This is a genomic window from Mycolicibacterium lutetiense (assembly GCF_017876775.1).
Classification (GTDB): domain Bacteria; phylum Actinomycetota; class Actinomycetes; order Mycobacteriales; family Mycobacteriaceae; genus Mycobacterium; species Mycobacterium lutetiense.
This window is the reverse complement of record NZ_JAGIOP010000002.1, coordinates 319,434-337,944: the sequence shown is the minus strand read 5'-3', so window position 1 is coordinate 337,944 and position 18,511 is coordinate 319,434. Positions and strand designations below refer to the sequence as shown.

At 66.4% G+C, this 18,511-nt stretch carries 21 protein-coding genes; 6 read left to right on the top strand and 15 right to left on the bottom strand.

What is annotated here, in order from left to right; all coding sequences use genetic code 11:
- From JOF57_RS10810 to JOF57_RS10800, 3 genes are read right to left on the bottom strand one after another with little or no spacing between them, the layout of a single operon-like run.
- Complete coding sequence (locus tag JOF57_RS10810; RefSeq protein ID WP_209923243.1) at positions 1–1,350, bottom strand: NAD(P)/FAD-dependent oxidoreductase; 1,350 nt, start codon at positions 1,348–1,350, stop codon at positions 1–3.
- A 40-nt stretch (positions 1,351–1,390) separates the two neighbouring features.
- Positions 1,391–2,545, bottom strand: a complete 1,155-nt coding sequence (locus tag JOF57_RS10805) for an RNA polymerase sigma factor (protein WP_209916355.1) — start codon at positions 2,543–2,545, stop codon at positions 1,391–1,393.
- Positions 2,546–2,953 carry a YciI family protein gene (locus JOF57_RS10800; RefSeq protein WP_209916353.1) on the bottom strand — a complete coding sequence of 136 codons (408 nt, stop codon included), beginning with the start codon at positions 2,951–2,953 and terminating at the stop codon, positions 2,546–2,548.
- Between the two features lie 234 nt (positions 2,954–3,187).
- Here JOF57_RS10800 and JOF57_RS10795 point away from each other — a divergent pair, with 234 nt between their 5' ends.
- Positions 3,188–3,424 carry a hypothetical protein gene (locus tag JOF57_RS10795; protein ID WP_209916351.1) on the top strand — a complete coding sequence of 79 codons (237 nt, stop codon included), beginning with the start codon at positions 3,188–3,190 and terminating at the stop codon, positions 3,422–3,424.
- 1 nt (position 3,425) lies between these two features.
- On the opposite strand, the gene JOF57_RS10790 is transcribed toward JOF57_RS10795, so the two are convergent.
- From JOF57_RS10790 to JOF57_RS10760, 7 genes are all read right to left on the bottom strand, one after another.
- Positions 3,426–4,988: a threonine/serine exporter family protein gene (locus JOF57_RS10790; protein WP_209916349.1), complete on the bottom strand. Its 1,563-nt coding sequence runs from the start codon at positions 4,986–4,988 to the stop codon at positions 3,426–3,428.
- 33 nt (positions 4,989–5,021) lie between these two features.
- Positions 5,022–5,945 carry an extracellular catalytic domain type 1 short-chain-length polyhydroxyalkanoate depolymerase gene (locus tag JOF57_RS10785; RefSeq protein WP_307869995.1) on the bottom strand — a complete coding sequence of 308 codons (924 nt, stop codon included), beginning with the start codon at positions 5,943–5,945 and terminating at the stop codon, positions 5,022–5,024.
- 194 nt (positions 5,946–6,139) lie between these two features.
- Positions 6,140–7,153 carry an alcohol dehydrogenase catalytic domain-containing protein gene (locus JOF57_RS10780; RefSeq protein ID WP_209916347.1) on the bottom strand — a complete coding sequence of 338 codons (1,014 nt, stop codon included), beginning with the start codon at positions 7,151–7,153 and terminating at the stop codon, positions 6,140–6,142.
- A 75-nt stretch (positions 7,154–7,228) separates the two neighbouring features.
- Positions 7,229–7,696, bottom strand: coding sequence for a cyanase (cynS, locus tag JOF57_RS10775; RefSeq protein ID WP_209916345.1), 468 nt, complete (start codon positions 7,694–7,696; stop codon positions 7,229–7,231).
- Between the two features lie 26 nt (positions 7,697–7,722).
- Positions 7,723–9,585, bottom strand: a complete 1,863-nt coding sequence (locus JOF57_RS10770; RefSeq protein ID WP_209916343.1) for a fatty acyl-AMP ligase — start codon at positions 9,583–9,585, stop codon at positions 7,723–7,725.
- 9 nt (positions 9,586–9,594) lie between these two features.
- Positions 9,595–10,038 carry an SRPBCC family protein gene (locus tag JOF57_RS10765; protein WP_209916340.1) on the bottom strand — a complete coding sequence of 148 codons (444 nt, stop codon included), beginning with the start codon at positions 10,036–10,038 and terminating at the stop codon, positions 9,595–9,597.
- Entirely contained in the window at positions 10,035–10,367 is a 333-nt protein-coding gene (locus tag JOF57_RS10760) for an ArsR/SmtB family transcription factor (RefSeq protein ID WP_209916338.1), read from the bottom strand. Before JOF57_RS10760 ends, JOF57_RS10765 begins: the two co-directional genes overlap by 4 nt.
- 103 nt (positions 10,368–10,470) lie before the next feature.
- Between JOF57_RS10760 and JOF57_RS10755 the strand changes: the two genes are divergently transcribed.
- Both JOF57_RS10755 and JOF57_RS10750 read left to right on the top strand, forming a co-directional pair.
- Entirely contained in the window at positions 10,471–11,181 is a 711-nt protein-coding gene (locus tag JOF57_RS10755; RefSeq protein ID WP_209916336.1) for a DUF899 domain-containing protein, read from the top strand.
- Positions 11,182–11,215: 34 nt separating this feature from the next.
- Positions 11,216–12,790 (top strand): class I adenylate-forming enzyme family protein, encoded by a 1,575-nt coding sequence (locus JOF57_RS10750; RefSeq protein ID WP_209916333.1) that lies wholly within the window; start codon positions 11,216–11,218, stop codon positions 12,788–12,790.
- Positions 12,791–12,909: 119 nt separating this feature from the next.
- On the opposite strand, the gene JOF57_RS10745 is transcribed toward JOF57_RS10750, so the two are convergent.
- The 3 genes from JOF57_RS10745 to JOF57_RS10735 form a co-directional block, all read right to left on the bottom strand.
- Positions 12,910–13,365: a tellurite resistance TerB family protein gene (locus JOF57_RS10745; RefSeq protein ID WP_209916332.1), complete on the bottom strand. Its 456-nt coding sequence runs from the start codon at positions 13,363–13,365 to the stop codon at positions 12,910–12,912.
- Between the two features lie 181 nt (positions 13,366–13,546).
- Positions 13,547–13,720, bottom strand: a complete 174-nt coding sequence (locus tag JOF57_RS10740; RefSeq protein ID WP_209916330.1) for a hypothetical protein — start codon at positions 13,718–13,720, stop codon at positions 13,547–13,549.
- Positions 13,721–13,761: 41 nt separating this feature from the next.
- Positions 13,762–14,202 (bottom strand): excalibur calcium-binding domain-containing protein, encoded by a 441-nt coding sequence (locus JOF57_RS10735; protein WP_307869994.1) that lies wholly within the window; start codon positions 14,200–14,202, stop codon positions 13,762–13,764.
- Between the two features lie 311 nt (positions 14,203–14,513).
- On the opposite strand from JOF57_RS10735, the gene JOF57_RS10730 reads away from it, so the two are divergent.
- Genes JOF57_RS10730 through JOF57_RS10720 form a run of 3 tightly spaced genes read left to right on the top strand, consistent with a single transcriptional unit; the run spans position 14,514 to position 16,595 of the window.
- Positions 14,514–15,137, top strand: coding sequence for an AIM24 family protein (locus tag JOF57_RS10730; RefSeq protein ID WP_209916328.1), 624 nt, complete (start codon positions 14,514–14,516; stop codon positions 15,135–15,137).
- A 10-nt stretch (positions 15,138–15,147) separates the two neighbouring features.
- Positions 15,148–15,843 carry an AIM24 family protein gene (locus JOF57_RS10725; RefSeq protein WP_209916326.1) on the top strand — a complete coding sequence of 232 codons (696 nt, stop codon included), beginning with the start codon at positions 15,148–15,150 and terminating at the stop codon, positions 15,841–15,843.
- Positions 15,840–16,595, top strand: a complete 756-nt coding sequence (locus tag JOF57_RS10720; protein WP_209916323.1) for an AIM24 family protein — start codon at positions 15,840–15,842, stop codon at positions 16,593–16,595. Before JOF57_RS10725 ends, JOF57_RS10720 begins: the two co-directional genes overlap by 4 nt.
- Before the next feature lie 39 nt (positions 16,596–16,634).
- Here JOF57_RS10720 and JOF57_RS10715 read toward each other — a convergent pair whose 3' ends face one another.
- Together JOF57_RS10715 and JOF57_RS10710 are read right to left on the bottom strand one after the other, a co-directional pair.
- On the bottom strand, positions 16,635–17,297 hold the full coding sequence (locus JOF57_RS10715) for a TerD family protein (protein ID WP_209916322.1): 663 nt from the start codon (positions 17,295–17,297) through the stop codon (positions 16,635–16,637).
- Between the two features lie 36 nt (positions 17,298–17,333).
- Positions 17,334–18,449, bottom strand: coding sequence for a DUF475 domain-containing protein (locus JOF57_RS10710; protein WP_209916320.1), 1,116 nt, complete (start codon positions 18,447–18,449; stop codon positions 17,334–17,336).
- Positions 18,450–18,511: the final 62 nt, after the last annotated feature.

Genomic DNA, 18,511 nt, shown 5'->3' with positions numbered 1-18,511 from the left:
CTAGCGGTCGTTTCCGTTCGGCGGCAGCTCAGGCGGCGGTGTCGACGCGTCCCAGGTGGTCCACGTGTAGTGCTGATCGGGCAGACCGCTGGCACCGAGCATGAACGCGCGGTGCGACCGATTCTCGCGGGCGATGGTGGTGAGCCAGGTGGTTACCGTGCTGATGCGGTTGCGTACGCCGGTGAGGAATGCGATGTGGATGAAACCCCAAGCCAGCCAGCCGAAGAAGCCGGCGACCTTGATCGGTCCGACCTGCAGGAGTGCTTGTCGGCGGGCAATGTACGCCGCCGAACCGAGGTCGCGGTAGCGGAACGGCCGCCGGGGTTTACCGTCAAGTTCCCGGCGGACGCACGAGGCGACGTGGAGCCCGCCCTGCATCGCGTTCTCGGCGACTCCCGGCAGATTCTCCCGGCCGGCCAGGTCTCCGATCACGAAGATCTCGGGACGGCCGTCGATCGAAAGATCAGGCTCCACAGCGATTCTCCCGCTGCGATCCGCCTCCACTCCCAGAACCTGGGCCAGGTGCCGGGCGAACGGCACGGCCTCAACGCCGGCTGTCCACAACACAGTTCGTGCCGCGTATTGCTCGTCGGGGCCACCGGCCTTCGGGCTGATGGTCACCCCGTCCCGGTTGACGTCGGTGACATGAACGCCCATATGGAGCTCGACACCCAGTTTCTGCAGCGCTCTCGTCGCCTTCTCCCCCAGCTCGGGGCAGAAGGCCTTCAGCACTCGGTCCCCACCGTCGAACAGCAGCACCCTGGCTTCCTCGGGCTCGATGCTGTGGAACTCGTGAGCCAAGGTGCGCGTGGCCATCTCGCGGATCTGCGCGGCCAACTCGACCCCGGTGGGACCGCCCCCGGCAACAGCGAACGTGAGCCAACCATCGCGCTCCGGACCGGGCGGCAGCGTCTCGGCGATCTCGAAGGCGGTGAATACCCGCTGCCGGATGCTGAGCGCGTCGTCGAGCGTCTTCATCCCCGGTGCCCACTCGGCGAAATGCTCTTTGCCGAAGTAGGACTGCCGCATCCCCGCGGCCACCACAAGTACGTCGTAGTCGAGGGTGTAGGTCGTCTCATCCGGCCGGCGGGCCGTGACCCGGCGCAACTCCGGATCGACGTCGATCGCTTCACCGAGCAACGTGGTGACGTTGCGGTGTCGCTCGAACTCCTCGCGCAGCGGCCGGCTGATCTGGCCGAAGCCCAAGGTGCCGGTGGCGCATTGGTAGAGCAGCGGCTGAAACAGGTGACCGGCCGCCCGGTCGAGCAGGGTCACGTCGACGTCGACGCCGCCCAATCGGCGCGCACAGAACAACCCGCCGAACCCCCCACCGATGATCAACACTCTCATCCGACTGTTGCCCACACCTAGGAGGTTAACCGTCCTCCCGTCAAATGCGACGGTGCAGGACAGATGCGCGCAGGGTGAGGTGGTTGCGCTCGGCCAGCGATTGCGCTTCGGCGGCGGCCTGCACGTAGAGCCGTGCGGCCGTCGAGATGTCCCCCGCCCGTTCATGGAGGTAGGCCACTGCGGCGGTGTGGCGCGGCAGCGCCGGGTCGAGTTCGGCGAGCACCGCCAAACCTGCCTGCGGCCCATCGGCTTCACCGACAGCGACAGCGCGGTTGAGACGCGCCACCGGGCTGTCGGTGAGCGCGACGAGTTCGTCGTACCACTCGACGATCTGCACCCAGTCGGTCTCCTCGGCGGACGGGGCGTCAGCGTGCAGCGCCGCCACCGCAGCCTGGGCCTGGTACTCCCCGAGCCGGTCATGCGCCAGCGCCGCCTGCAGCACGAATACCCCTTCGGCGATGAGATCACGGCGCCACAACGTGCGGTCCTGATCGGCCAGCGTCACCAGGCTGCCGTCGGCCCGCGTTCGTGCCGGACGCCTGGCATGGTGCAGGAGGAACAACGCCAGCAGGCCGCTGACTTCCGGATCGTTGGTGGTCCGGGCCAGCTGGCGGGCCAGCCTGATCGCCTCGGCTGCCAGGTCGACATCGCCGCTGTACCCCTCGTTGAACACCAGGTACAGCACCCGCAACACGGTGCGCAGATCACCGCGACGATCCAGCCGAACCGCGCTCACGGTGCGCTTGGCGCGGCTGATCCGTTGGGCCATGGTCGATTCCGGAACGAGGTAGGCCTGCGCGATCTGACGCGTGGTGAGGCCTCCGACGGCGCGCAAGGTCAGGGCGACGGCCGCCGACGGGGTCAGACTCGGATGCGCGCACAGAAAGTAAAGCTGCAACGTGTCGTCGACCTCCGCGGCAGCTCCGGCGACTGGTTCGGCAAAGACCCGCATCTCACGGTCGCGCCGTGCCACATCGGAACGGGCGACGTCGAGGAAACGCCGCCATGCCGCGGTGATCAGCCAGCCCTTGGGATCGTCGGGCCGCCGGTCCGGCCACGTGTCCCAGGCCCGAACCAGAGCTTCCTGCACGGCGTCTTCGGCTGTCGCGAAGTCCGCCCCGCGGTGGACAAGGGCGGCCAGGACACCGGGAATCAGATCCCGGAACTGGGCCTCGTCCACCGCACCGGCGGCCATCTACTCGGTGACGGTCGGCGAGGCGGTCAGGAACGGACGCACCTCCAGCCACTCGTGGATGGGCTGCCCGCCCGCGCCGGGCGCCGCCGACAGTTCTCCGGCCAACGCGACGGCGCGTTCGTAGGAGTCGACGTCGACCAGCATCCAACCCGCGATCAAGTCCTTGGTCTCGGCGAATGGGCCGTCGGTCACGGGCGGCTTCCCCTCGCCGTCGGAGCGGACCCACGCGCCGTCTGGGGCAAGGGCCTGGCTGTCGACGTACTCACCGCTGTCCTTCAGCCGATCGGCGAAGTCATTCATGTACTGGATGTGGGCCTGGATCTCGGCGGGTGTCCACTGATCCATGGGGATGTTGTTGACGGACGCCGGCGCGCCCCGATAGTGCTTGAGAAACAGGTACTTGGCCATGAGGTTCTCCCTTCAGATTGGCGACCCTAGTTCGTCGCTCACCCCTAGGACGGAGCCGTCACGGCGTTCTCGACATCGAGAAAGGAGAATCTTTCTCATCTCGGTGTCAGGCCACGTCGCGCGGGTTCAGGATGACGGATGAGCCCGTCGCCGACCACACGTGCAGACTCAATCACTTCGTGTGGCTAAGCTTCGGGTATCCAAGTTCAGAGTCAAACACCGAGGTGGACATTCATGTTCGGAAGCAAGGCAACCCTGGCCACCATCGCGGCCACCGGCCTGATCGGGGCCGCCCTCGGCCTCGGCACCGCCATCGCGGGCGCGGAACCGGATCCGAGCCTCCCGCCGCCGCCGAACGCGCCGAAGAAGCCGGCTGAGACGTGGCAGGGCAAGCCGATGGTCTGGTGGAACCTGCCGGCCGGCGGCCACTGGGGCGTCTGGATCAACGGCGACTTCCTCCCGTTCACCTGATTCAGTTGCCGGGCTCCACGCTCTCATCGCCGTCCGACTCCTCGGCCGGTGCAGCTTCCAACGGGACGCTTTCCGCGCGTGGAGCGCCGGCAGCCGTGGTGTTGTCGGCCGGTTGGAGGCGGACCACCACCTGACCCACTGCCCGGCGCAGCCCGGGCGGTCCCTCTTTGCGGAAGAACTCGCCGATGCGGCCGGCGCGGTACCGCAGCGGCGAGCCGAGCAGCTCACCCATCACCACGCCGCTGCCGAGTGCCAACGCCGTCGCCGCCGCGCTAAGCAGGTGCGCGAGCCCCTCACCGAACTTCTCGTCGACGGCAAAGGCGAACACCGCCCAGAACACTGAGAGACCGGGCAGCATCGGCATGATGCCGGCGGTCGCGGTCACCAGTGCGGGAGACTGCCGGCGGATGGAGATCAGGGTGGCCAGAAACCCGACACCGACCGCGGCGATCCCGGTGGCCGCCCACTGGCCGAACCCGGCGGTCCCGAGCCCGATCAACGTCAGCTCGGCCAGCCCGGCCGCCAACCCGGCGGTGGGCAATGACCGCAGGGGTGCATAGCTGGCCAGGGTCAGGCACATCCCGGCCAGCGCGGCACCCACGACCGCCAGGACGATCGGCACCGGGCCTCTCGGCGTGAGGAAGGTGCCTGCCGTGTTGACGTGCAATTCGATCTCGATCCCCAGGAGCGTGGCGGCCTGCAGTGCACCGGTGATGCCCACGACGATTCCCGCGGTGAGAAACACAGCGTCACCGAGCCGCGCGACCGCAGTGACCATGTAGCCGGTCAAGGCGTCCTGCACGGCACCGACCAAAGTCATGCCGGACAACAACAACACGATCCCGGTGGCGACGAGCGCGCTGAGACCCTGACCCGTGTACCGGTACGCAGCCAGCGCGATCAACGTCGCGATCGCCGCCCCGACCGCGTGCTGAAAGAAGAACGGCGTGCCGATTCGATTCAGCAGACGGCCGACCCGGTCGATGAGCGCGGCCGTCACAGTGGCCAGCAGGCAGGTCAACCAGTTGCCGCCCAGCAGCATCGCGATACCGAGCGCGAACCCCGCCCACCCGGCGGTCGCCAGCCACCGGGGGAACGGATGCGGGCTCTCGGTCAGCTCATCCATGGCCTCGTGCGCCTCGTCGACGGTGATACCGCCGGAGGTGATGCGCCGCACCAGTCGATCGAGCTCGGCCAGCCGGGTGTAATCAGTGGACCTGGTCCGCACCGCCCGCATGATCGTCACCGGCGGACTGTCCGCAGTCGGCAGTGCCGACACGATGATCGTCGCGACGGTGATGTCGACGACGCAGTCGGTGAGCCGGTAGGCCTGTGCGACGTCCTGGGTTGTGGCGACCACATCGGCAGTACCCGAGCCCGACGACAACATGACCTCCGCGAGCCGGATGGTCAGGTCGAGAACCTTGCGGGTGTGCACGTCACCCATCCCCGCCGACGCGCGACTGCGTCGGCCGGCGACCGGCGCCGGGTCACGGCGCCCTCGCAAGGCCATGCGCAGCCCTCCGCGCAGGCGATCCCTGCCGTTCAGACCTTCCTCAGCCATCGTTGAAAAGCGTACTGATAAACGGCCGCGTGACTATCTGCCATGAGAGGCGAAGAAGCGCCCGGACGCGTCCGAGGCGTCGAAGGCCCGGCTGGCCGCTCCAACGGACTGCACGGGAAGAATCTCGGGGACCCCCGGCCAGGTGTGCCCGCCGCCGTCGACCCGCATGAACACCACCGAAGTTCCGCCGGCACACCCATCGGAGGCGATGCGGTGGGTTTCGGTGCCGTCGCCGGTGCTGGGCAGCACCTCGTCGGACGGAGCCGGGCAGCCGTCGATCTGGCGCCACCGGTCCACCATCGCCGGCCCCGACACCACAGTGCTACCTCCACCACGCCCCGACATGGGTCCGCCGGCGAACGGCACGACCGGGTCTGCCGTCCCGTAAGTCGCGAGAACCGAAACGGGCCTCGACGGATTGCAGCCCACATTCGTCCCCAGCGTCCCGGCGACCGGGGCGATCGCCGCGAACAGGTCGGCACGATCACACGCCAGGCGGTTCGCCATGAACCCACCCGCCGACAGCCCGGTGGCAAATACCCGGCCGCGCGGGATGCCGTTCTCCGCGGCGAGGCGATCGACGAGGGTCGAGATGAACCCGACATCGTCGACCCCTTGACGGTCCGGCACCGAGGCGCCGCGGCCGTCGGCCCAGCTGTAATCGATGCCATCGGGGTAGACCACGGCGAACCCGTAAGCGTCGGCCACCGCGTCGTAATGGGTGAGCGCCGCCTGATCGGCTCCGGTCGCACCCGCGGCATGCAGGTTGACCACCAGCCCTGAGGGCGGGCCACCGGCCGGCAGGTGGAGCCGATACGTGCGCATCATGCCACCGAAGTCGATTTGCGCCGACGGTATGGGTGCGGCCCACGCGGGTGCTGGCGCGGCCGCACATCCCACGAGCGCGATGAGCGCGGCGGACAGTAGGTTGCGGCGTCGTCCCGGCGTGAAAAGCACCGGGGCAGAATAGATATCGCGAGCGAACTCTTTGGCAACGCCAGGTGACCTACCGGAGAAAAACCTGCCGGCAACCGTCGCTATCCGCTTCCACGCCATCCCGGCCCCCACCGATTCGTCGTCCAGCAAACGAAGTCCCGACGCTACCCGCTCGCTGTGACCAGTGGGGCGAGATAACCGGATTCGACCACCGATCAGACGGTCAGGACCATGCGGTAGCGCGCCTGCCCCTGCTCCATCGCGGCGTAGGCGCTCGCCGCGTCGTCGAGTGGACGCTCCTCGATCCGGGCCCGGACCCCCGACAGCACCGCAAAATGCATCGTCTCCTCGACGTCACGTGCCGTTCCCGACGGGTGCCCCGAGATACTCAGCGCGGGCTGGATCAGTTGCACCGGGCTGATGGGCAACGGATCGACCGATACCCCGATCGCGACCAGCTCCCCACGCGGCGCGAGCCCGCCCACGGTGTCGGCCATCGCCTGCGAATTGCCGACCGTGGCGAGCACCACTGCCGCGCCGCCCAGGTCCCGCAGCGCCGAACTGACGTCCCCGGCGGTCGAGTCGATGTAGTGCCGAGCCCCCAGCGAACGGGCATCGGCTTCCTTGCCGGGTCCGCGGGCGATGGCGACGGTCTCGAAGCCCATCGCGTGGGCGAACTGCAGGCCGAGGTGCCCCAGACCGCCGACGCCGAGGACCGCGACCACGTCCCCGGGGAGGGCACGGGTGTGGCGGAGCGCGTTGTAGGTCGTCACCCCGGCGCACCCCATCGGAGCGGCCTCGGCGAAGGACAGTTCCTCGGGGATCCGGGCGAGCGCGTTGGCCGGCACCGTCACCGATTCCGCGTAGCCGCCCGGATAATGCAGGCTCGGTATCTGCCCCTTTTCGCAGTGGATGAACAAGCCCTTACGGCAGGGAATGCAGACCCCGCAGTGTCCGCCGAACCATCCGATCGCCACCCGGTCACCTACCGCGAAATCGGCGACACCCGCGCCCACTTCGGCGATGGTGCCGGCGATCTCATGGCCCGGGGTCAGCGGCCAGGCGATGCCCGGGAACCCACCGTTGACGATGGCCCGATCGGTGCCGCAGACCCCGCACGCGGCCACGGCGACCCGGACCTGTCCCCGATCGGGCGAGACAGTTTGGGCGTCAACAAGTTCCAGCGCACCGCCGGAAGACTGGACGTGAACAGCTCGATGCACAGCCATGAGAATCCTCACCGTCGCCGCAGGGATACCTGGCAATCATGGACTCTCAGCGGCGTGCTTGGCCAGCGGCAGATGTCAGCGCAGGACCACTCTCTCGGCCGCGGTCCAGTCATAGGGCAGGAACTTGCCGTCGAACGTCACCACCACGCGGTCCCCGGCGGGGTGAGATTTGCGCTGGATGTCGACGCTGAAGTTGATGGCGCTCATGATGCCGTCACCGAACTGCTCGTGGATGACTTCCTTGAGCGCCCCTCCGTACACCTGAAGTGCCTCGTAGAAACGGTAGATGGTGGGATCGGTAGGTACCGCCGTCGGTAAACCGCCGCGCATCGGCACCGCGGCCAGCACCGGGATCACCGAAGCGTCCAACCCCAGCAGGTCCGCGATGATCTTGCCGGACTCGGCCGGAACCGGGTGTTGTCCGAGCAGTGCAGACACCGTCCACACCACAGGTTTGTCGATGGCGTCTGCCAACTGCTGCCACGTCAGGCCCTTGGTCAGGCGGGCTTCCACGATCGCGGCGGTGATCTCGTCTCTGCTCATACCAGCAGCATGCCTGCGATACGTGGTCACCGCACGCCCAAAGTGCCCTCCAGATACTCACTGCGACACGCCACCCGGGCCAGCTTGCCGCTGGTGGTCCGCGGGATCGCGCCGGCCGGAAGGAATCGTAGATCCGCGACCGTCACGCCGTGCCGGGCGGCAACTGCCGCTCGGATGGCCTCGCTCGCCTCATCGGGGTCAGCGCGGCGGGTACCGCCCGCACGTTCTGCGATGACCACCAGGCTGGCGCCGTCACCGTCCGCACCGGGATCGGAGTTCACGGTGAACGCGGTGACATAGCCACGCCGGACCAGCGGGGAGGCCTCCGCCACGGTGGCCTCGATATCCTGTGGATAGTGGCTGCGACCGTCGATCTGAACGAGGTCGGCCATCCGCCCCGTCACGTAAAACTGCCCTTCGAAGTACACCCCGAGATCGCCGGTGCGCAGCCAGGTGGCGTCCTCGGCAAGCCCGTCGGCGTGGCTGCCCGAGGCAAGGCGCGAGTGCAGCGACACGCCGAACACCTTGCGTGTCTCCTCCGGCCTGCCCCAGTAACCCCGGCCGATGTTGTTGCCGTGCAACCAGATTTCCCCGACCTCACCGTCGGGCACTTCCGCGGAGCGACCGTCGGCAGGCGCGGGGTTGACGATCACCGCCCACAGGCTGCGGGCCGGGTGGCCACAGGACACATGCGCGATGGCACCTTCGGCGTGGGCGTTCACCCGGACCGCCCGGCCGACGGCGAGCTTCTCGCGGTCGAAGTAGACCACCGATGGCTGTTCCGCCGGGGCGATCGTCGTGATCAGCAGTGTCGCCTCGGCGATGCCGTACGACGGCTTGAACGCCGTGGGCGGCAGTCCGTACGGCGCGAACACCTCGTTGAATGCCGTTATCACCTCGGGGATCACAGGTTCCGATCCGATGATGAGCACCACATCGCTCAGATCAATGTCCTCCCCCACGGCGGGCACTCCGCGCTGGGCCGTCCACTCGTAGGCGAAGTTCGGCGCGGCGGTGATGACCCGGCCGTGCTTCGATGCCTCCGACATCGCCCGAATCCAGCGCTCCGGGCGACGGATGAACGCGGTCGGCGACATCAGCGTCGAGTGCCCGCCGTACGCCGCGGGGAATCCGATCATGGACAGGCCCATGTCGTGGTAGAGCGGTAACCAGCTGAGTCCGTGGGTGTTTCGGTTCAGCAGGTCGATGGACAGGATCATCTGCAGCAGGTTGGTGCCGACCGCACGGTGGGTGATCTCCACGCCGACGGGTGGACGTGTCGAACCCGAGGTGTACTGCAGGTGGGAGACGTCGTCGGGGTCGACCACGATGGGGGTGAAGCCGTCCCCCACCGAATCGGGTACCTCGTCGATGACCACCAGCCCAGGACGCACGGTGTCTGGCAGCTTCGCCAGGAACGCCCGTACGGCGTCGGCGGCGGCTGTGGTGGTGAGCACCGTGGTCGGACGGGAATCGAGCAGCGCAGTTTCGAGCCGTTCGGCGTGGCCCTGCAATTCCGGCGCGAACAGCGGTACCGCGATGGTGCCGGCCTTGATCGCGGCGAAGAAGCCGACGACATAGTCGAGACCCTGCGGGGCCAGGACGGCGACGCGATCACCGCGTGTGGCGACCTGCTGCAGCAGCGCCGCGACGGCCCGCAGCCGAACCCCCAGCTGGGACCAGGTCAGCTCGAAGATCTCTTCCTCGGCGTGGCTGTAATCCAGGTAGCGGTAGGCGACGTGGTCGCCGACGTGGGCGATGTTGCGCTCGATGAGCGAGATCAGGGTGGTGCCCGGCGGCAGCACGATGCCGCCGTCCGCATCGAGGCAGTCCTCGATGCGGAGCAGGCCTTCCGGAGCCTCGTATTGAACCTGGGTGCCGCTGTCCATGCCCGCAGTCTAGGTCGCGGCACTCTCGAGGACTGCTGCCAACTGCTCGAACGTGAGGGTCCACCCGCTGTGAAAGCTGTCGAATTCCTCTGGCGGCAAAAGGGAATGCTCGATCGACATCATCGTCTGCCCGTCGCCGACCGGCTCGAATTCGACGTTGACGACGCTGACGACGGTCGGATCGATCCAGTCCGAGTTACTCCAGGTGAAGCGCAGCACCCGCGGACGCTCGATGACCAGGAACTGCCCGGTGATCAGTACGCCGGTACCGGAATCGTCGACGTCGAAGCGCACGAGCCCACCGACCCGGGGTTCGACCACGACCTCGACGCACCGGACCGGGCGGGGGCACATCCACTCGCGCAGCGCCTCGGGGTCGAGCCATTGGTCGAACACCACACCGGGAGCCGCGGGCATCAGCCGTCGCACGCGGACCGTCGACGCCTCGGTCATCGAGAATCCGCCCGCCGCCGCAACCGCGCGGCCAGCGCATCGGCGCGGCTCGACCAGAAGTCGGTCTGCTCACTCATCCACTGCTGGGCCATCGTCAGGCCGTCCGGCTTGAGCGACACCCAATGCTCGCGCCCCCGGACCTCGCGCTGCACCAGGCCCGCGGCCTCCAGCACCCCGACATGACGCGAGACGCCGGCGAAGGTCATGGGCAACGGGGCGGCCAGGTCACTGATCCGCGCGTCGCCCTCACGCAGGGCCTCCAGCAGCCGCCGGCGGGTCGGATCGGCCAGTGCCGAATACGCGCGGTCCAGAACTTGATCTTCAACCACCTTGTTGACTATAGCGGCGACCCATGGTTCGCTCGAGATAGTTATTCAACTGTTTTGTTGAATATTGAATGGGCGCCGTAAAGGACCGACGACGGGAGCAGACGTGAAGACCCCACCGATCGTGCCGGCCGCCGACTGGCAGGCCGCACTCGACGAAATGCTGGTCAAGGAAAAGGAATTCACCCGCGCACGGGACCGACTCGCGGCACTGCGCCGGCGCATGCCCTGGACGCCGGTGGACAAGGACTACGAGTTCGAAGGCCCGGAAGGCGCCGCGAACCTGCTCGACTTGTTCGCCGGACGTCGTCAGCTGATCGTGTACCGCGCCTTCCTCGACCCAGGCGTGCACGGCTGGCCGGAGCACGGGTGCGTCGGCTGCTCGTTGATGGCCGACCACATCGGCAACCTGGCCCATCTCAACTCCCGTGACACCACCCTTGTCTACGCCTCCCGCGGATCGCAGGCCGACATCGCCCGGATCAAGGCACGTATGGGATGGAGCCACCCCTGGTACTCCATGCTTCCCCGTGCCGGCGCGGAGTTCGACGTGGACTTCGGTGTCGATGAATGGCACGGCACCAACGCGTTCATCCGCGATGGCGATCAGGTTTTCCGCACCTACTTCATCAACGACCGGGGCGACGAGGCCTTCGTCAACACCTGGAACTTCCTGGACATGACCGCGCTCGGCCGACAGGAGACGTGGGAGGATTCACCCACGGGCTACCCGCAGGCCAAGCCCTACGAGTGGTGGTCCTGGCACGACACCTACCTCGAGGCTCGCGGGGACGGTGCCGACTGCGGAAGCCACTGACGGAGCGGTATCACCCATTGGAGAAGATGGGTCGGTGACTCCATCCCCGCTGACCATCCCCGCTCTGCTGCAGCACAGCGTTGCCGAGTTCGGTGAGTCCACCTACCTGGTCACCCCCACCGACCGGCTCACCTACCTCGAGGCCGAGCAACGGTCCGCGCACCTGGCGCGGTGGCTACTGCACCAGGGGGTGGGCAAGGGCAGCCGGGTGGGCCTGTTCTTCCCCAACGGCGCCGAGTGGGTGACCTGGTGGCTGGCGGTATCGCGAATCGGGGCGGTGGCGGTGCCGCTGAGCACGCTGTACACGCCGGCCGAGATCGCAAAGGTGTTGCGCCTGGCCGACATCGGGCTCCTGATCGCCCCCAGTACCGTCCTGAACATCGATGTCGCCGAACGACTGGAGGCGGCACTGCCCGAACTGGCCGGCCACTCCACGCGGCGACTGGCCCTGCGCGCCGCCCCCTACCTGCGCCGCATCGCACTGATCGGTGACATCTCCCGCCCCTGGGCGTCCCCCGCGTGCGATGAGACCACCGACGAGGTACCCGTCGAAGTCCTGGCCGCCGCGGAAGCCGAGGTGTCGCCCGCCGACCTCGCCGTCATGGTGCACACTTCCGGATCTACCGCCGATCCCAAAGGTGTCCTGCACACCCACGGCACGCTGGTGCGCCAAACGTCGACCTGGCCCACCGCCATCCGGGCGATCACCGGGTTACAGGAATCGTCCCGGATCCTCTGCGCCATGCCGTTCTTCTGGATCGGCGGACTACTCGCGGTCACCGGGGCCCTGCACGCACCCGTCACCCTGGTGGTCATGCCGAAACTCGATCCGGAAACCGCACTGGATCTGGCTGAGCGCGAACGGATCACCGGGATCGTGGGCTGGCCCGCCTTCACCCAGAAGTTGCGCGATCATCCGTCGTTCGCCGACCGCGACCTGAGCAGTGCACCGATGCTGCGCGACGGCCCGCTGGACATTGCGATGACCGATGTGCCAGATGGATTTCCGGTGCACCGCACCATGTCTGAGACGGCGGGGGGATTCGTGTTCACCGACATGGCCATTGTCGACGAGCACGGTTCCCCGGTGGCATCCGGGGATACCGGCGAACTCCTGGTCCGCGGCATCGGGGTAATGGCCGGTTACAACAAGCGGGAGCGATCGGAGACCTTCGACGCCGACGGCTGGTACCACACCGGCGACAAGGTGTACCGCCGCGACGGTGATCCCCGACTGTTCTACGTCGGGCGCACGACCGATCTGATCAAGGCCGCCGGGGCCAACGTCTCCCCGCTGGAAGTCGAGGCCGTCATCGCCGCGGCTGCCGACGTGGCGCAGTGTGTGGTCATCGGCATCGACGACCCGCAGCGCGGCGAGGCGGTCTGTGCGGTCGTCGTGCCCACCGCGGACCTCGACCTGGCCGCACTGGCCGCCTACGCCCGCGAACAATTGTCCGCCTACAAGGTGCCCACCCGTTGGGCGCTCACCGACAGCGAACGCATCCCCACCCTCCCCAGCGGAAAGTTCGACCGTAAAACCCTGCGGCAGTTGATCATCGACGGAGAGATCGAGGCGGTCCTGATGCGGCCACACCGAACGGCCGGCTGATCACGCCGCGCTCAACCGCACCGGCGTTGTCATCGGATCGCTGTGGAGTCGATGCGCGCTTCGGCGAACGGTTCCCCGCCAGTGTCCACAGCGATCCATGACCGCCTGCGCACGGAGTTCTACAGGTCGAACTCAGACGGGTCGATGCCCACTGCAAAGCAGGCTTCCTTCACAGCCGCCTTCTCGTGCTCATCGAATGTGCCGTCAGCGCCACCGATGATGATGCCAATCTGAATGACAGCTCGTGCCTGTTCCGGCTTGGATTTGAGCTTGCCGACCGTGGCCGTTGCCTCCACCTTGCCGAAGTCGAAATCGCTTTCGAGCTTGTCGCAGAACCAGTTGAACTTCTGCCGCAAATCGTCGGATTCGAACACCGACAACGCCTGGTTGTTCATGATCAAGGCCGCTGTCTTCTGCCGTTCGGATGGGTCGATCGACCCGTCGGCAGCGGCAACCAGCGCACACATGGCCATCGCGCCGTTGGCAAACTCCTTGTTCTTGAACTGCGCAGTCTTGAGTTGCAGCTGATCGTTCAGCTCAGACGTTTTCGCCCGCAACTGATCCCAGAATCCCATTGGCGCTCCTTCTCATGATCCGATTTGCCGCACTTACCCTATCGGCACTGACGTGCATCTTTTAGGGTGGTGTCGGAGTTGTGCGCATCCCTTGATCAGCCCTCGGGCGTCGAGGTCGTCCGAGGCGGCTTTCAGGGATACGCGACTGTCTCAGGCACAGCCTTCGTGACGGGCTGCCCGCTCAGGGTGTATCCGGGCACGCCGTGGCGACCGCGACCTGAAGCGCATTGGCCTGCGTAGAGGTGTAATGGATGGTCTGGCCGGTATAGGGATCAGACTGCAGCGTCCCTGACAGCACCTTGCAGTTGCGGGTACCGGGCTTGAAGACCACGTCGGTCAGCGACCCGCGGAGCATGGCGAACCTGCCTGGGGCCCAAGGGAGTCACGGTCGGCCGGTCAGCGCGTCTCGCACGCGACACCGTCACCGTCGCGATCCAGCGCAGGGCTGTAGCCGGGAGAGCCGCGATGCAATGGGGCCGCTCCGGCAGCACGGGCAGCACCGCAACTCGAGAAGGGCCCCGGTGCCGGGATGTACGGCACCACCGGCGGTTCGACCTGATCGGCTGATCCCAGGTACGGCGGGTCGCCGGCGACCACCGGCTGCTCTGCTACACCGGTCTCGCTCGGCAGGGAAGGCGGAACGACGGAAGTCTGGCCGGTAGTAGGCGGCACGGTGGTCGTGGTGGTCGTGGTGGTCACCTGCGTGGTGGTTGTCGGTGTCGTCGATGCGGCTGTCGATGCCGACTCTGGTTCCAGATTCCGGCCCTCCTCCGCGGGAGAGGAACAACCGACGATCCCGGCCAGGGCCACGGGAATCAGCAGACCGACGACAAACACGCGCCCTGCTGTCGACGTGCGCGACCACCAATGCCGAAGGCTGTAGTACGGACTGTGAGAAGAACTCACCGGAACCTCGTCTCTCCTCGCGGCCCTGAATCCTGGTGTCGGGTCACGTGGTCGGATCGACGATAGCGATGCCGAGCCGGCAGCGGTGGCAAATGGCGGCAGTTCTGATGTCCCGCGAGGGCAGCTCAGCCGCCACCGAGAGCCCACTTTGCTGCGCCGTGGAATCCTCTCGGCAGACAGCGATGAGAGGCGAGGCGGCTCTGCATTATCGTTCTGCTGAGATTCTGAGGGAGGGGGCGTTTATGGCGCAGTTGTTGCAAATGTCGAAGAAGGTCGTCGAGGCGCGGGTACACGGCACCAGCGTTCGGGCCTTGAGCGGCTCGATGGTGGCCTACGAGGGCAATGTGTCGTTCAAGTCGGCCGGGTTCGGCGGCGGGTCGGGGGTCCTTGCCGGCCTCAAACAGCGCGCCACCGGTGAGGCGTTGTCGCTGATGGAGTGCCAGGGCGACGGCCGTATTTTCCTGGCGGTCAACGCCCAGCACGTATGCGTGCTGGAGCTGAACAACGAGCAGTTGCGGGTGGAATCGCAACAGCTGCTGGCGTTGGCGGGCAATCTGCACACTGATGTGACGTTCGCCGGTCTGCGGGGCGCCAGTTCGGGTCAGGGGTTGTTCACCACGGTGGTCTCCGGTGTCGGGCAGGTGGCGCTGCTGTCTGCGGGCGGGCCGTTGATCCACCTGGAGGTGTCCCCGCAGTACCCGTTGGTGGTCGATCCGGACGCGTTTGTGTGCGCCAAGGGAAACCTTCAGCAGTCGTTTGTCACGGGTGTGTCGTGGCGCAGCGTCGTCGGGCAGGGCGGCGGCGAGGCGTTCTCGTTGCGCTGGGACGGCATTGGTGTGGTGTCTATTCAGCCGGCAGAACGGTAGGCGACGAGCAATGGTGTTCACCAAGGTCAACTCGAAGGTCGTCAATGTCAACGTCGCCCAGGCCGGTGGCGTCGTAGCGCGCACCGGTGCGATGTTGTTCTACACCGGCGATGTCGCGTTCTCTCCGCATCAGGTGCCCGGGGCGGCCCAGATGGGCGGTGCCGGTGGGTTGATGGGCATGGCCGGGCGGATGATGCAGGGCGAGCATGAACGAACCATGCTCGCCCAGGGCTACGGCGATGTCCACTACGGGTTCGCCGGCTTGGAGGTCCACCCCGTGGATCTTGCGCCGGGCGCGGTGCTGCGAGTGGAGGCCTCGCGTCTGCTGGCCCACAGCGCGGGGCTGCAGAGTGCGGTGGTCTCGGTCGCCGGCGCGAGTTCCGGTGGCGGCGGGATGAGGGGAATGCTGCGGGGTGCGGCTGCGGGGGCGTTGACCGGGCAGGGCATGTTCACCACCCAACTCTCGGGCCAGGGCGGCGCGGTGTTGCTCGCTCACGGCGGGGTGATTGAGCTGCAGGTGGGTGGGCCGGCACCGGTGGTGGTCGATCCTCAGGCGTTTGTCGCGGCGTACGGCAACGTGTCGACTGAGTTGAAGTCGGCGCTCAGTTGGCGTGATGCGGTGGGTCGTGGTTCGGGTGAGGCGATGCAATTGCATTGTGTGGGACAGGGTGTGGTGTACGTGCAGGCTTCGGAGGAGAAACTATGACCCAGCCGCTCAATCCGTCGACGCTGCCGGTTGATGACAATGTGCCCGGTAACAACTATGCGTTCAACATCAACCTGACCAAGCCGTGGTTCATGCGCAAGGGAGCGATGATCGCCTACTACGGGCAGATCGAGTTCCGGGCGTTGACGCAGAGCCTCCAGGGCAATCTGCTGCACATGGTGGCTCAGCACTTCTCGGCGCCACTGTATTTGGGCGACTACGTGGTGGCCGAAGGCCACGGGAGCCTGGTGATCGGCGATCGCGGCTACGACATCAATGCCTACGACCTGGACGCGGGGAACCTGACGGTGCGGGCAGCCAACCTGTTGGCGTTCGAGCCCGGCCTATCGATGAATCAGTCGATCGTACCGGGGTTTGTCACCCTGATCGGGACCGGGAAGTTCCTCGCGTCGTCGAACGGTCCGGTCATGTTTGTGGAGCCGCCGGCGCGGGTCGATCCAGAAGCGTTGGTCGGCTGGGCGGACTGCCCGGCGCCCAGTCATCATTTCGATCAGCGTTGGATCAGCGGCTTCATGGCGGCGGGTGCGGCACGAATGGGCTTCAACTCCGGGGAAGAGCGTCAGTTCGACTTCACTGGTGCGGGAACCATTTTGGTGCAATCCAGCGAAAAGGTGATCAGTGATTCGGCAATCGTTCGCACCATCGAGTCGCAGCTGCACGGCCTGACGTTCTCCGGGCTGCAGCACCTGAATTCGGTGATCACCACGCAGATGTCGGCCCAGCAGCGCTGAGCCGACATCCGCGGGCTGATCTGTACCCGGAGTGGGCTGCTACTTACGTCCGGGCGTCCAGTTCATCCCCCACTGGTATGCACGGTCCAGATCCGCTTGATCTCCGTGGATGTAGTTGACTTCACGGTTGACGTGCAGCGCGCCTTGGGCGTAGTAGACCTGTGCGATCGCGCAGATCCTGGCGCCGTCGACCGGCGAGTCGAGGCGGACCTCGATCGGCGGGCCCGAGGTGGGATACATGGTGACGACGCCGTCCACCGCAGCCCAGTTGGCCGCGCCGGAGTAGATCATGGCGAAGATCAGAATGCGGCGAAACTGTTCCGGCCGTGCCAGGTTGATGCGCATCGTCTCACCGGCAGCGCTGTTGCCGGAGCGGTCATCACCGTCGAGGGCGATATAGGGCTTGGACTGCTCGGAGCCGAAGCTGTTACCGAGGGCCTGCACGACACCTTTGCTGCCGTCGGCAAGCTCGTACAGACAGCCCAGGTCCAGGTCGATGGCTTTGGAGCCGCCGAACAGGCTGCGCTTGCCGGCGTTCCAGTTGAGGTTGACCCGCATCACGCCTTGCTGTTCACCCTGTTTGGTCAAGCTGACCGTCGGTGAGGACTTGGTCAAGCTGATCTTGGACAGGTTGACCCCACCAGATGCCGGCGGGGCGGCCGGTGCTGCGGGCTGAGGACGCTTGGTGTAGTCGATACCCACGGATGATCCTTTCCGAATCAGATTCCGGTAGTGCGATTAGCTTGCGAGGGCGGGGGTTTGGTCGTCGGTGTCCGACTGTGCGGCGCGGCGGTTGCGGATGATGCTGGAGATAAAGGCCGCGGCGATCAGCACGACACCGATGAGGCCGGTGAAGATCTCGTCGACATGCATACCCAGGGACACCAGCAGCACCACCGCGAGCGCACCGATCGCCCAGTGCGCGCCGTGTTCGAGGTAGACGTAGTCCGACAGCGTGCCTTTGCGAACCAGGAAGATCGTGATGGAACGGACGAACATCGCCCCGATGAATCCCAGGCCGAGCGCGATGACGATCGGGTCGGTGGTGATGGCGAAGGCGCCGATGACACCGTCGAAGGAGAACGATGCGTCAAGTACCTCCAGGTAGAGGAACAGGAAGAACCCGGCCTTGCCGGCCTGCCGCACCAGCTGTGAAGGTTCAGATCCTGCGGTGCCGTCTTCGGCTTCCTCGTCGTCAGATTCGAACATGGAGCCCAGTCCGTCGACCACGATGTAGGTGATCAGGCCTAGCGAACCAGCAATCAGCACGGTGAGTTGATCCTGGTCAGGTGCGAGGATATCGGAGGCAACAACCAGGATGCCCAGAGCGACGACGACGGCGAGCTGATCGAGCTTGCCCGCGCGGCCGAGGGGACGCTCAAGCCAACTGAGCCAGGTGATTTCACGTTCGCTGAAGATGAAGTTGAGGAACAGCATCATGAGGAACATGCCACCGAAGGCCGCGATCTGCGGGTGGGCAGCGGTTAGCGCTGTCTCGTAGCTCGGCGAGCCGTCGGCAAAGTGTGTTGCGCCGTCGGCCGGCGGATTCAGCGCGATGTCGAGCGCGTGAGCGGGGTCCAGGCCGGCGGTAATCCACACGACGGCCAGTGGGAACACCAGACGCATCCCGAAGACAGCGACCAGGACCCCGACGGTGAGGAACATCTTCTGCCAGAATTCGCTCATTCGTTGCAGCACAGTGGCATTGATGACGGCGTTGTCGAACGACAGTGACACCTCGAAGACGCCGAGGATGGCGGTGAGAATCAGGGCCTCGACACCGCCGTAGAGGAACGCCGCGATCAGCGCTGCGACAGTCACCACCATCGAGAATCCGAATGTGCGTACTAGCATTGTGCCCCCAGATTTTTCGTTTGAGTAAGCGGTGGCCGCCGGCGCATGGCGCCGACGGCCAC